This window comes from Staphylococcus simulans (assembly GCF_047037175.1).
Classification (GTDB): domain Bacteria; phylum Bacillota; class Bacilli; order Staphylococcales; family Staphylococcaceae; genus Staphylococcus; species Staphylococcus simulans_C.
The window spans coordinates 792,970-807,283 of record NZ_CP178241.1 but is presented as its reverse complement, the minus strand read 5'-3'; the positions used below and the strand labels follow the sequence as shown (position 1 = coordinate 807,283).

Here is a 14,314-nt window from a genome sequence, read left to right as displayed (position 1 = left end):
GCACTCTTTTACTGCGTTGAAAGTAGGAGAGTGCTATTTTTATGTGCTTTTTTGGTAATAGATTCACTTTTAAAAATAAAATTTGATATAATGAAACGCGAATCAATCTAAATGTAGTAGAAAAGAGGTCGAATATGAATATCAACCCAAATAATATAGAACTGTTAATCAGTGCGGTTAAACCTGAACAATATCCTGAGACTGGGTTAGACGAAGTTGCGTTAAGTGGTCGTTCCAATGTAGGTAAGTCTACATTTATCAATAGTATGATTGGGCGAAAAAATATGGCAAGAACGTCTCAACAACCTGGTAAAACACAAACGTTGAACTTTTATGACATTGATCAGCAGCTTGTATTTGTAGACGTTCCAGGTTATGGCTATGCAAAAGTAAGTAAAAAACAAAGAGAACAGTTTGGCAAGATGATTGAGAAATACATTACTGAACGTGAACAATTAAAATTGGTGATTCAATTAATTGATATCAGACATGCACCAACTCAAGATGATGTATTGATGTATGATTTCTTAAAATATTATGATCTGCCTGTATTAATTATCGCAACGAAGCAAGATAAAATCGCTAAAGGTAAAATTCAAAAACATCTTAAAGTGATTAGAGAGAAATTAGAGATGGAAAGTGAAGATACGATTATCAGTTACTCTTCAATAAATAATAAGAATCAGCAAGTCATCTGGAATGCGATTCAAACTTATTTATAATGAGTCTTATATAATAATCTAGATGATGATTTGTGGCACTTTATGTTTAAGAGTGTGAAGCCTTGCATCATCAACTTTTCAATAAATATGTCTAAACTATGAATGTAAACCGCAATCAAAGTAAATTTTGACGGAATTATGACGACATCGTTTCTAGATTAGAATATTTCTAATTAAAAAGGATTGATGACTTTAAGGTTTATATATGTGTGTTATAATTAGTGTATTGTCAATAGTATGGAGGGCGTTAAAAATGCATATAATTGCGATAAGCATCAACCATCGTACCGCTGATGTAGCACTGAGAGAAAAAGTTGCTTTCAAAGCTGATGCCATACAAGAATCGCATATTGATTTGTTTGAAACAAAATCAATATTAGAAAATGTAATTTTATCAACGTGCAATAGAACAGAAGTCTATGCAGTCGCTGACCAAATTCACACTGGGCGTTATTATATTCAACGCTTTTTAGCACGTAAATTCGGTTTAGAAGTTGATGAAATCAAATCAATGTCTGAAGCATTGGTGGGGGATGAAGCTGTAGAACACTTATTCAATGTAACTTCTGGCTTAGATTCAATTGTGTTAGGGGAAACACAAATTCTTGGCCAAATGAGAGATGCATTCTTTACAGCACAAGAAGTAGGAACAACAGGTACGATTTTTAATCATTTATTTAAACAGGCAATCACATTTGCGAAACGTGCGCATCATGAAACAGACATTGCTGATAATGCAGTCAGTGTTTCGTATGCGGCAGTCGAGCTAGCTAAAAAAGTATTCGGCAATCTTAAATCACAACACGCTGTGATTATTGGAGCTGGAGAAATGAGTGAATTGTCATTGCTCAACTTGATGGGTTCAGGTATTGAACAGGTTACGGTAGTAAACAGAACAACTGAACGTGCCCGTCAGTTAGCAGAGAAACATGAAGTGGCATATGCCGCGATGGACGAATTAGAAAACTTGTTAGTCAATGCAGATATTGTAATTAGTTCAACAAGCGCATCTGACTATATTATTACTCGAAATATGATGGAATCTGTGAGACAGCAACGTAAACAAGAACCAATGGTCTTAATTGATATTGCGGTACCAAGAGATATTGATCCAGCTATTGAATCTGACATGAACATTTTCAGCTACGATATCGATGACCTTAAAGGACTTGTTGATGCTAATTTACGTGAAAGAGAAGCGGCAGCCTCTCAAATCGCTGAACAAATTCCACAAGAAATCGCCTCACATAATGATTGGGTCAACATGTTAGGTGTCGTTCCTGTTATTAGAGCATTACGTGAAAAAGCGATGCAAATCCAACAAGACACAATGGATAGTATCGATCGTAAGTTGCCAGATTTAAGTGAACGAGAGCGCAAAGTGATTTCTAAACATACTAAAAGTATTATTAATCAAATGTTGAAAGACCCGATTAAACAAGCTAAAGAATTGAGTAATGATAAAAATAGCAGTGAAAAATTAGAGCTGTTCCAAAATATCTTTGATATTGAAGCTGAAAGTGAATATGAAAAGAGCGTTGCTAAAAAAGAACGTCGTCTTTCAGCCAGACAAATCTTAGGTTTTGATTAAACAGCCATAGTATGGTGATGATATGCAAGATATATTTTTCGTGCGTTTCCATGAAGTAACCTTGCTGATTTATTTACTCAGTATTTCTTGCTATTTTTATGATTTTTTTAAAAAGAATCATAAAATTAGAACCTTAGGGTTCTACACACTAGGGATTGTTTGGTTACTGCAAACAATCTCTTTGTCTTTATATATCAATATGTCTAGAGCAGTTCCGCTTGGATCGGTTTTTGATGTGTTTTATTTTTTGAACTGGATGATTTTATCAATTTCGATAGTCATCAGTGTCGTAAAGCATTTAGACTTTTCTATATTTTTGTTTAATGCCATTGGGTTTGTGGTGATGTCTATACATACCTTCAGACCGAATGAAACATATATCCGAGATGCAGAATTTAATGTAAATCATGAATTGTTGATTATTCATGTTTCACTTGCGATTATCAGTTATGCATTATTTACACTCGCATTTGTGAATGGTGTGTTATATGTATTGCAGTATCGCAACCTTAAACACAAGCATTTCGATCAAAAATATTTTAGAATAGGTAGTGTGTACAGCTTAGAAAAGATGACATTTTATTCAACGGTCATCGGATTAGTTATTTTAGTGATCGGTGTTATTTTAGGCGCGCAATGGGGTTTTCAAACTATAGGTTTCAATATATTGTTAGATCCTAAAGTAGTATCTTCAATAATTGTCATGATTTGTTATGGAATTTATATTTTCTTACGCGCAAGAAAGTTGGTAAGTCCTTTAAATCATGTATTATTTAACATGCTGATTTATCTATTAAGCATGTTTAACTTATTATTTGTTTCTCATTTTCCGAATTTCTTCGGATAATTTATAACCTTAGGCAGAGGAGGACGTTGGCATGCGTAAGCTTGTCGTTGGTTCAAGAAGAAGTAAATTGGCTTTGACTCAAAGTCGTCAGTTTATCGAAAAGTTAAAAGAAGTACAACCTGATTTAGATATTGAGATTAAAGAAATCGTCACAAAAGGTGATCAGATTGTAGATAGACAACTTTCTAAAGTTGGAGGCAAAGGTTTGTTTGTAAAAGAAATCCAACAAGCCTTATTTGACCGAGAAATCGATTTAGCGATTCATTCATTAAAAGATGTACCAAGTGAATTACCTGAAGGGTTAACACTTGGATGTGTGCCTGATAGAGAAATACCGTTCGATGCGTTTATTTCTAATAACCATATCAAACTTGAGGATTTACCAGATGGCAGTATTGTCGGTACAAGTTCTTTAAGACGTGGTGCACAAATCTTAGCTAAATACCCTAACCTTGAAATTAAATGGATTAGAGGAAACATCGATACACGTTTGAAGAAATTAGAAACTGAAGATTATGATGCGATTATCTTGGCAGCAGCAGGCTTGCGCAGAATGGGTTGGTCTGATGATATCGTAACTGAATATTTAGAACCAGATTTACTTGTTCCGGCAATCGGTCAAGGTGCACTGGGTATAGAATGCCGCAGTGATGATACTGAACTTCTGGACCTGTTAAAGAAAGTGCATAATCAAAGTGTCGCAGAATGTGTCACAGCTGAACGAACTTTCTTAAAAGAAATGAACGGCAGTTGCCAAGTGCCAATCGGCGGTTATGCGACTGTTGATAACGATGGTCAATTAACATTTACTGGTTTGATCATGTCACCAGATGGCAAGCAACGTTTTGAACATACAGTCAATGGTCAAAATCCAGTTGAACTTGGTAAAGCAGTAAGTGAAGTCTTGAAGGAACAAGGTGCAGATAAAATCATTGAAGCTTTAAATGATGAAGCCTAATCTATCAGTTGGAGATGAATTGCGATGTGCGCATCAATCATTATGACCCAATCAAGTTCAATGAAAACTGAAGATTCAATGTGGATACATTTGCCGTTTATCAAAATAGAACCACTGCCATTTGATGAAGCGGTGTTAACACGTGCATATAATTGGTTGGTCTTCTCATCTAAAAATGCAGTGCGGTATTTTCTGCCTTATCTATCGCAACTTCACTATCAAAAAGTTGCGGTGATAGGTAAAAAAACACAACGCTTTTGTGAACAGCAAGGTATTGAGGTAGATTTTTGTCCAGATGACTATTCTCAAGAGGGCTTCTTAGAACAGTTTAATGTTCAAAATGGTGTATCTATTTTTATACCAAGCAGTAAAGCAGCAAGACCGATTTTAGAAGATGAATTAAAAGCACGTGGGGCTGATGTGATTAAAATCGATTTGTATGAACCTGTTGCGCATCAGCAGAATATTTTGGACGCCATTAAACGGTTACAAGACCAGTCAGCTGATGGTATTGCGTTCGCAAGCTCATCTTCTGCTGAGAACTTCTTTAAGGCTTTAAGACGTTATCAAGTGCAGGCGGCATTTGATTGCTATGCCATCGGACAGCCAACTTATGATACCATTCGTAAGAACGGATATGATGCTGTCATAGCACAAAAGCAAACAATTGATGGTTTAATCAATACAATAAAAGAAAGTAGGAATCTTAAATGAATTTTGATAGACACAGAAGATTACGTATTAATGAATCAATGCGTAGCCTTGTAAGAGAAAATCACGTACGTAAAGAAGATTTGATTTATCCTATCTTTGTCGTTGAAAGAGACGATGTGAAAAAAGAAATCCCTTCTATGCCTGGGATATATCAAATCAGCTTAAATCACCTAGAAGAAGAATTACAAGAAGCTTATGATTTAGGTATCAGAGCAGTGATGTTCTTTGGTGTCCCAAATGAAAAAGATTCAGTGGGTACAGGTGCGTATGCACATGAAGGTATTATTCAACAAGCAACAAGAAAATCAAAAAAACTATATCCAGACATGTTAGTGTTAGCAGATACTTGTCTATGTGAATATACTGACCATGGTCACTGTGGTTTAATTGATGACCATACGCATGATGTGGATAATGATAAAACATTACCTTTACTTGTTAAAACAGCCATTTCTCAAGTCGAAGCGGGTGCTGATATTATTGCGCCTAGTAATATGATGGACGGCTTTGTAGCTGAAATTCGTAAGGGATTAGATGATGCAGGTTATTACAATATTCCAATCATGAGCTATGGTATCAAATATGCTTCAAGTTTCTATGGTCCATTCCGTGATGCTGCAGAATCTGCGCCATCATTTGGCGACCGCAGAACATATCAAATGGATCCTGCGAACCGTCGTGAAGCATTACTTGAACTTGAAAGTGACTTAAAAGAAGGCGCAGACATGATGATTGTTAAACCAGCATTAAGTTACCTAGATATCATTAGAGATGTCAAAGAAAGAACGAACGTTCCAGTTATCGCATATAATGTCAGCGGTGAATACAGCATGATTAAAGCAGCAGCTTTACAAGGTTGGATTGACGAAGAACGTAATGTTATGGAACAAATGGTTTCAATGAAACGTGCAGGCGCAGACATGATAATTACGTATTTCTCAAAAGATATTTGTCGTTATTTAGATAAGGAGGACTAATAAATGGGTTACGAAAAGTCTATTGAAGCATTTAAAAAAGCAGAACAATTAATGCCGGGCGGCGTGAACAGTCCAGTTCGTGCATTCAAATCTGTAGATATGCCAGCAATTTTCATGGATCATGGTAAAGGTTCAAAAATCTATGATATCGACGGCAATGAATATATTGATTATGTGTTAAGCTGGGGACCTTTAATTTTAGGTCACGAAAACAAACAAGTGATTGACAGCTTGCATAAAGCAGTTGATAAAGGCACAAGTTTTGGTGCTTCTACATTAGAAGAAATCAAATTAGCAGAACTTGTCGTTGAACGTGTACCATCTATCGAGAAAGTCAGAATGGTTTCTTCTGGTACAGAAGCAACACAAGATACGATCCGTTTAGCTAGAGGATACACTGGCCGTGATAAAATCGTGAAATTTGAAGGGTGCTACCATGGCCACAGTGACTCACTGTTAATTAAAGCAGGTTCTGGGGTTGCGACATTAGGTTTACCAGACTCTCCAGGTGTGCCTGAAGGTACCGCAAAAAGTACAATCACAGTACCATACAATGATTTAGATGCGATTAAACAAGCATTCGAAATGTATGGCGACGACATTGCGGGTGTTATTGTTGAACCGGTGGCCGGCAACATGGGGGTTGTACCACCAGTAGAAGGTTTCTTACAAGGTTTAAGAGATATCACAAATGAATATGGCTCTCTTTTAATCTTTGATGAAGTGATGACTGGCTTCAGAGTAGGTTATAACTGCGCACAAGGCTACTTTGATGTAATGCCTGACTTAACTTGCTTAGGTAAAGTCATTGGCGGCGGTTTACCTGTCGGTGCTTTTGGCGGTAAAGCTGAAATCATGGATAAAATTGCGCCAGTCGGCTCAATTTATCAAGCAGGTACATTATCAGGTAACCCATTAGCTATGACGAGTGGTTATGAAACATTGAGTCAACTTACACCTGAAAGCTATGAATACTTCAATGAACTGGGAGACATTTTAGAAGCGGGCTTGAAGAAAGTCGCGAAAAAACATAACGTTCCATTGACAGTAAACCGTGCCGGTTCAATGATTGGTTACTTCTTAAACGAAGGCCCGGTTACAAACTTTGCGCAAGCAAACCAAAGTGACTTGAAATTGTTCTCTGAAATGTATCGTGAAATGGCTAAAGAGGGTGTCTTCCTACCACCATCACAATTCGAAGGTACATTCTTATCAACAGCTCATACAAAAGAAGATATTGAGAAAACAATTGAAGCGTTTGATAAAGCATTTGAACGCGTAACAAAATAATACTCATATTTATATATTACAGAGTGAGACATCATCAGGTGTTTCACTCTGTTTTTTTATAAATTATTTGTGGAAACGATACTAATATCGGTTAGAAATCAATACTTATAATTTTTGTATAAAGCGTGTTATGATAGTGATGAGTGAAAAGTAGCAGGATAAGGGTAGTGGTAATCAATGAATAAAAAATTGCGTAATAATATCATCGTATTGTTACTGGCAATCGTTATCAGTTTAATCCTATCTGCAATGCATATCATGCTTCCATATATGTTTGGTCCGATTATCGCAAGTATTATTTGTATTCGCGTCTTCAAATTAGAAATAGAATGGCCATTTTGGCTTAGTCAGTTGGGTTTAATTTTACTCGGGGTACAAATTGGATCCACATTTACACGCACCGTAGTCAATGACATTTCGCAAAACTGGTTATCTATTGTAATTGTAACTGTATTGTTGCTCGGGATGGCAATACTCATTGCGTATTTCTTTAAAAAGATCGCCAAAGTGAATAATGAAACAGCTTTGTTGAGTGTTATTCCAGGTGCTTTAAGTCAGATGTTAATCATGGCTGAAGAAGATAAGCGGGCGAACATATTAGTGGTGAGTTTAACACAGACTTCACGTATTATTTTCGTTGTGATTTTAGTCCCTATGATGTCTTATTTTATGTCGAGCGGCAGTCAAGATGCAGCGAATAGTAAAATAGTTAAGCTAAAACCATTAACGGATGTTTTGAATATTGGTCAAATTGCTTTGTTGATTGTAGGTATTGCGATTGTTTACGTTGTGATGTCAAAAATAAATTTTCCTACTAAACAATTGCTTGCGCCGATTGTGGTATTAATTGCATGGAATATGTTTACCAACATAACGTTTACGTTGGATAACTATTTGATAGCGGCAGCACAGATTATTTATATGATTCGTATAGGTATTCAAATCTCTAAATTAATGAATGATTTGAAAGGACGCGTAGCAGTCGCAATCGCATTTCAAAACGTGACACTGATTTTACTTGCGGGTGTGATGGTGTATGCGATTTCCTTCTTCAATCATATGCCATTAAATGATTTATTCTTAGGTGCAGCACCAGGCGGCATGAGTCAGATTGTCTTAGTCGCAATGGAAACACACGCAGATGTAGCTATTATCTCTAGTTTCCACATCTTTAGAATTTTCTTTATCTTATTTGTGGTTGCTCCGATGATAAAATACTTCTTAAGCTATACGAAGCGCAAAGTGAATAAGTAGTACATGAAAAATAACCGCCCAATTGAGCGGTTATTTTGTCTTTTATTGAAGGTTGATATTAATGCGTTTCACCTAGAGCGATTTGGTCATCACGGTTATCTGCAGATAAAGCTGCGATTGCTGCTTCTAACCCCTTAACAATTGTATCGAGTGCCATAGAAGGTGTATTTGGTTTATTTGTGGCTTGTTTTGGTATAAACGGGACATGGATAAAGCCAAATTGAATGTAAGGGAATGTTGTCGCATGTAAATAGCCAAGTTGATATAACACATGGTTACATACAAATGTTCCTGCAGTATTTGAGAGTGAAGCGGGAACTCCAGCATCTTTAATGGCTTGAGTCATTCGTTTGACTGGCATGTTTGAAAAGTAAGCTGGTGCACCTTTTTCTTGAATGACTGTATCAATCGGTTGATTCCCTTCATTATCAGCAATTCTAGCATCGTCTACATTAATGCCGATACGTTCAGGCGTTAAATCAAATCTCCCGCCAGCTTGTCCTATTGCAAGTACAGCATCATAGGTTTCGATTTTTAACTGCTGTTTGATGACTTCTACCGATTCATTAAATACAGTAGGAATTTCTAATTTAGTAATAGTATGTTCACCAATTGTTTCTGGTAATAACTTCACGGCTTCTAAAGCTGGATTTGTCTCTTCTTTACCAAATGGATCAAATGCGGTTACAAGTATATTCATTCTATCTTCTCCTTTATCTTTTTTAAAATGCCCAGAAATACATTAATCCGATATGTACTAAGATTAATATTAATGCGACTGGAGTTTGTGCTTTGATAACACTGAATTCATTTTTCATTTCTAATAAAGCCACGGGTAATGTGTTGAAGTTAGCTGCCATCGGTGTCAATAGGGTGCCGCAGAAACCGCCTGTCATTGCCAGAGCACCGGCAATAGCTGGGTCTGCACCTTGTGCAATCACAAATGGAATACCGATACTGGCTGTGATAACAGTGAACGCAGCAAATGCATTTCCCATTAACATTGTGAAAATAACCATGCCTAAGATATAAGCGGTTGCGCCAATTAGGTGATTGCCTTCAGGTAGGAAACTAGAAATACCATTAGAAATAACTTTACCAACGCCGCTGACAGTAAATAATACACCTAACGCTGCTAAGAATTGCGGTAAAATGCCGACTGTTCCAACTTGTTGTGTTAAACGGTCGCTATCATACAAAATATATTTGGCTTTCGGTTTAATAATTAAGTAAGCTGCTATCAAACCGACTACTGAAGCAATGCCTAATCCAATGGCACCGCCTAAAGGTGTCCAGTTAGAAACAATTACCGCAACAACAGCTAACACTATAGCCGGCCAAAAAAGTTTATTACCATAACGTTCGGCACCTTGATTCCCTTGTTGTTCAGTGACATCTACAATATTCTTTATTGCGACTTGTTTCGTTAATGTTAAAAGCCCCATCAATAAAATCAGTGCGCCATTTACTACGTTTGGAATATAAGGACCAAAAATAAATGTTATCGCAAGTAATATCCAAAAGAGGGCAGTGCCGATACGCTTTGTTTTGTTTGGATCTCGTAAAACACGATATGCAGTGTAGAGCAACTGTACCCCGATTAAAATATAAAAGCACTCAAGGATTGTATCTAAAGTATGTTGACTCATGCGCGTTCCTCCTTGTTTCTATATTTGCGATCTAAATATCGATCTAACAAAATATTTTTAATGGTAACGATAACAAGTGTAATGATTGCGATTGGTACTGAAGCAATTGCTAAATTGACCGCATTGACTTTAATATCCAGTGAATTAAATGTACCTACCATTAACAAAACACCTGCAGCACCTACGAATAAGTTCTGACCAAAGAAATTTCCGTAGTTTTCCATTGCTGAAGCTTCTGCTTTGATTTTTTCAATATCTTTTTCATCTATTTGTTCTGATTTTAAATTGTATTTTGTCTTTAATGCCCCTTGAACCATTGGATTAATTAACGGACGTACAAATTGAGGATGTCCGCCAATACGTATTGAGGCAAGTCCAGCTATTTCTCTAATCAATAAATATAACGATAATAAACGTCCGCTGGTGATAGATTTAACTTTGCCGATTAGGACAGTAGCTTGTTTCTTTAAACCAAAACGTTCAATTAAACCGACCATCGGTAAAGTAAGTAAGAAAAGTGATACAAGTCGGTTGTCGACAAAGGCTTTGCCGAGGACATCTAAAATTTCAAAGAAATCCATACCAGACACGAGTCCGGTTACAATTGCTGCTGCTAAAATGACCGCAATTGTATCAAACTTAAATAGGAATCCTATGATAATGACAAGAATTCCAATGAGTTTTAACCATTCCATAAAATACCCCCTAAATATTTAATATAGTTGGTATTTTAGCATAAATTAGAAAGAATTTTGTGATAATTTTAAATTTTAAAATAAAATAGATGCACATATGTGCATCTACTAGTTTGAGGGTTTATAAGGGCACCCGATGAGGTGGGCATCATAAAGACCTGCAGCTTCTAAAAATGAAAACATAGTAACCGGACCCATAAATTTAAAGCCGTATTTCTTTAAGTCTTTGGACATTTGTTTAGCGCGGTCATCAACGGTCATACGATCTTTTGAAGATTGATACTGTAAATCAATAGGTTGATGATCTGCATATGACCAAAGGAAATCACTAAAGCTGCCATGTTCTTTTTCAATTTGAATATAGCCTTTGGCTTGGCTCACAATAGCCTCTAATTTTTTCTTATAATGTACGATGTTTGGAAATTCCATGAGTTCATCGATATCTTTTTCTGTCATTTGTGCAACTTGATAGGGATTGAATTGATGAAAGGCCTCACGATAAGCAGGGCGTTTCTTTAAAATGGTTAACCACGATAATCCGGCATGTTGAGATTCTAAGGCCATTAATTCAAATAATTGTTGACTATCGTATAGCGGTTGTCCCCATTCTTGATCATGATATTTAATATATATGGGATCGTTAGAGTTAAATGCACATTCCTTCATAAAATTTCTTTCCTCCGCATTGACTTATTTTAGAGTTCTATTATACTATAAATTAGTAGAGAATATGATTTCGGGAAGAGTAAGCAGATAATTAATTCCAAAGAGAATGTATGGTTGGTGAAAATACATAATTGATACTGTTGAAGGTAGCCCGCTTAGATCTTTAGCTGAACATTGCAGTAGGTTAGAGCGTGTATTGAGCGTTAATCATTATGAAGTGCAATATAGATTTACTATGTTGAATTTAGGTGGTACCACGGAACATCCGTCCTATGTATAGGAACGGGTGTTTTTTATTTTAAGGAGGAATTGTCCTATGGAAATGAAACCAAAATATAATCCGAATGAGGTTGAAGCCGGACGCTATCAAGAATGGGTAGAAAAAGGTTATTTCAAACCTAGCGGAGACACATCAAAAGAAACGTATACGATTGTTATCCCACCTCCGAATGTAACGGGTAAATTACATTTAGGTCATGCTTGGGATACGACGTTGCAAGATATTTTAACTCGTATGAAACGTATGCAAGGCTACGATACATTGTATCTGCCTGGTATGGACCATGCGGGTATCGCAACACAAGCAAAAGTAGAAGCGAAATTACAAGAACAAGGCATTTCAAGACATGATTTAGGTCGTGAGAAATTCCTAGAAGAAGTTTGGAGTTGGAAAGAAGAGTATGCTTCATTTATTCGCCAACAATGGGCGAAATTAGGTCTAGGTTTAGATTACGACAGAGAACGTTTTACATTAGATGAAGGTCTAAGCAAAGCGGTTAAAAAAGTCTTTGTAGATATGTACAACAAAGGTTTGATTTATCGCGGCGAACGTATTATTAACTGGGATCCAGTCGCAAGAACAGCGATTTCAGATATCGAAGTCATTCATGAAGATACACCTGGTAAATTCTATCACTTCAAATATCCTTATGCTGATGCCGAAGGTTATATCGAAATCGCAACAACACGTCCTGAAACTATGCTTGGTGATACAGCAATCGTAGTTAACCCAAATGACGAACGTTATAAAGATGTCATTGGCAGAAAAGTAATTTTACCGATTGTTGGTCGTGAATTACCAATTTTAGCGGATGAATATGTAGACGTTGAATTTGGTAGTGGTGCAATGAAAGTTACACCAGCCCATGACCCGAATGACTTTGAATTAGGTAAAAGACATAATCTTGAATCTATTATCGTTATGGACGAATCAGGTAAAATGAATGATAAAGCTGGTAAATACGAAGGTATGGACCGCTTCGAATGCCGTGATCAATTAGTAGAAGACTTGAAAGCACAAGACTTAGTTATCAAAATTGAAGACCACACACATGCGGTAGGTCATTCTGAAAGAAGCGGTGCCATTGTAGAACCTTATTTATCAACACAATGGTTTGTTAAAATGGGACCACTTGCACAACGTGCGCTAGACAATCAAAAAACAGATAACCGCATAAACTTTGTACCTGAACGCTTTGAACATACCTTCAATCAATGGATGGAAAATATCCGTGACTGGACAATTTCACGTCAATTATGGTGGGGCCATCAAATCCCAGCTTGGTACCATAATGAAACAGGCGAAATCTATGTAGGTGAAGAAGCACCAGCAGACATTGAAAATTGGACACAAGACGAAGATGTATTAGATACATGGTTCTCTAGTGCATTATGGCCATTCTCAACATTAGGCTGGCCTGATACAGAGTCAGATGACTTTGAACGTTATTATCCAACCAATGCGTTAGTCACAGGTTATGACATTATCTTCTTCTGGGTTGCACGTATGATTTTCCAAGGCCTAGAGTTTACAGATAAACGCCCATTTAATGATGTCTTATTACACGGTTTAGTACGTGCAGAAGATGGACGTAAAATGAGTAAATCATTAGGTAATGGTGTAGATCCAATGGATGTTATCGATCAATATGGTGCAGATAGCTTAAGATACTTCTTAGCAACAGGTTCATCACCAGGTCATGATTTACGTTACTCAACTGAAAAAGTAGAATCTGTTTGGAACTTTATCAACAAAATTTGGAACGCTGCGCGATTCAGTTTGATGAACATTGGCGAAGACTTCAAATTTGAAGATATCGACTTATCTCAAAACTTATCACTTGCGGATAAATGGATTTTGACACGTTTAAACGAAACAGTTAAAACTGTTACGGATTTAAGTGATAAATATGAATTTGGTGAAGTTGGCCGTGCGTTATATAACTTCATTTGGGATGAATTCTGTGACTGGTACATTGAAATGAGTAAAATCCCTATGAACGGTGAAGACGAAGCACAAAAACAAGTAACACGATCAGTGTTAAGCTATGTATTAGACCGTACAATGCGTATGTTACATCCATATATGCCATTCGTAACTGAAGAAATTTGGCAAAACTTACCACATGAAGGTGAAACAATTGTGACAAGTGCTTGGCCAAAAGTTCAGTCTGAATTTATGTATGAAGATAGTAAACAAGCAATGCAATATGTAGTGGAAATCATTAAAGCTGTCCGTCAAGCACGTTCAGAAGTGAATACACCACTTTCAAAAGCGATTCCGATTTATATCAAAACTAAAAATGCTGATATCGCGAACATGCTTGAAGAAAACAAACATTATATTGACCGCTTCGGCCACCCAAGTGAATTAATCATCTCAACAGAAATCGAAACACCTGATAAAGCAATGACATCTGTCGTAGGTGCAGGCGAAGTCATTCTGCCATTAGAAGGCTTAATCGATATGGACAAAGAAATTGAACGCCTTGAAAAAGAATTAGATAAATGGCAAAGCGAACTTGATCGTGTTGATAAAAAATTATCAAACGAAAACTTTGTTAATAAAGCGCCTGAAAAAATCATTAATGAAGAGCGCGCGAAAAAAGAAGACTATCAAGAAAAATATGATAGTGTCAAAGCTAGAATTGAACAATTAAGAGCATAGGAGT

General features: G+C 36.6%; 13 protein-coding genes and 1 other annotated feature. Of the genes, 9 read left to right on the top strand and 4 right to left on the bottom strand.

Features of this window, described 5'->3' with window-relative positions:
* The first annotated feature begins 134 nt into the window (after positions 1-134).
* The 8 genes from yihA to ACFCT9_RS03820 all read left to right on the top strand — a co-directional run bounded on the left by yihA (position 135) and on the right by ACFCT9_RS03820 (position 8,353).
* A complete protein-coding gene (yihA, locus tag ACFCT9_RS03855; protein ID WP_412521032.1) occupies positions 135-722 on the top strand; it encodes a ribosome biogenesis GTP-binding protein YihA/YsxC in 588 nt (195 codons plus the stop codon).
* Between the two features lie 253 nt (positions 723-975).
* Entirely contained in the window at positions 976-2,313 is a 1,338-nt protein-coding gene (gene hemA / locus ACFCT9_RS03850; RefSeq protein ID WP_412521030.1) for a glutamyl-tRNA reductase, read from the top strand.
* A 22-nt stretch (positions 2,314-2,335) separates the two neighbouring features.
* Entirely contained in the window at positions 2,336-3,160 is an 825-nt protein-coding gene (locus ACFCT9_RS03845) for an inner membrane protein YpjD (RefSeq protein ID WP_412521029.1), read from the top strand.
* A gap of 31 nt (positions 3,161-3,191) precedes the next feature.
* Entirely contained in the window at positions 3,192-4,118 is a 927-nt protein-coding gene (gene hemC / locus ACFCT9_RS03840; protein WP_412521027.1) for a hydroxymethylbilane synthase, read from the top strand.
* A gap of 24 nt (positions 4,119-4,142) precedes the next feature.
* The gene (locus ACFCT9_RS03835; RefSeq protein ID WP_412521026.1) at positions 4,143-4,832 is read left to right on the top strand and encodes a uroporphyrinogen-III synthase; all 690 of its coding nucleotides are present in this window, start codon (positions 4,143-4,145) and stop codon (positions 4,830-4,832) included.
* Positions 4,829-5,809 (top strand): porphobilinogen synthase, encoded by a 981-nt coding sequence (gene hemB, locus ACFCT9_RS03830; protein ID WP_412521024.1) that lies wholly within the window; start codon positions 4,829-4,831, stop codon positions 5,807-5,809. Before ACFCT9_RS03835 ends, hemB begins: the two co-directional genes overlap by 4 nt.
* 3 nt (positions 5,810-5,812) lie before the next feature.
* Positions 5,813-7,099, top strand: a complete 1,287-nt coding sequence (gene hemL / locus ACFCT9_RS03825; protein WP_412521022.1) for a glutamate-1-semialdehyde 2,1-aminomutase — start codon at positions 5,813-5,815, stop codon at positions 7,097-7,099.
* Positions 7,100-7,276: 177 nt separating this feature from the next.
* Positions 7,277-8,353: an AbrB family transcriptional regulator gene (locus ACFCT9_RS03820; protein ID WP_412521021.1), complete on the top strand. Its 1,077-nt coding sequence runs from the start codon at positions 7,277-7,279 to the stop codon at positions 8,351-8,353.
* Positions 8,354-8,411: 58 nt separating this feature from the next.
* Here ACFCT9_RS03820 and pcp read toward each other — a convergent pair whose 3' ends face one another.
* The 4 genes from pcp to ACFCT9_RS03800 form a co-directional block, all read right to left on the bottom strand.
* Positions 8,412-9,053, bottom strand: coding sequence for a pyroglutamyl-peptidase I (gene pcp, locus ACFCT9_RS03815; RefSeq protein WP_412521019.1), 642 nt, complete (start codon positions 9,051-9,053; stop codon positions 8,412-8,414).
* Positions 9,054-9,075: 22 nt separating this feature from the next.
* Positions 9,076-10,002 carry a DUF979 domain-containing protein gene (locus ACFCT9_RS03810; protein ID WP_412521017.1) on the bottom strand — a complete coding sequence of 309 codons (927 nt, stop codon included), beginning with the start codon at positions 10,000-10,002 and terminating at the stop codon, positions 9,076-9,078.
* Positions 9,999-10,697 carry a DUF969 domain-containing protein gene (locus ACFCT9_RS03805; protein WP_412521016.1) on the bottom strand — a complete coding sequence of 233 codons (699 nt, stop codon included), beginning with the start codon at positions 10,695-10,697 and terminating at the stop codon, positions 9,999-10,001. Before ACFCT9_RS03805 ends, ACFCT9_RS03810 begins: the two co-directional genes overlap by 4 nt.
* A gap of 108 nt (positions 10,698-10,805) precedes the next feature.
* Positions 10,806-11,363 (bottom strand): DNA-3-methyladenine glycosylase I, encoded by a 558-nt coding sequence (locus ACFCT9_RS03800; RefSeq protein WP_412521014.1) that lies wholly within the window; start codon positions 11,361-11,363, stop codon positions 10,806-10,808.
* 62 nt (positions 11,364-11,425) lie between these two features.
* Positions 11,426-11,639, top strand: a binding site (T-box leader).
* Positions 11,640-11,679: 40 nt separating this feature from the next.
* Here ACFCT9_RS03800 and ACFCT9_RS03795 point away from each other — a divergent pair.
* Entirely contained in the window at positions 11,680-14,310 is a 2,631-nt protein-coding gene (locus tag ACFCT9_RS03795) for a valine--tRNA ligase (protein WP_412521012.1), read from the top strand.
* The last annotated feature ends 4 nt before the right edge of the window (positions 14,311-14,314 follow it).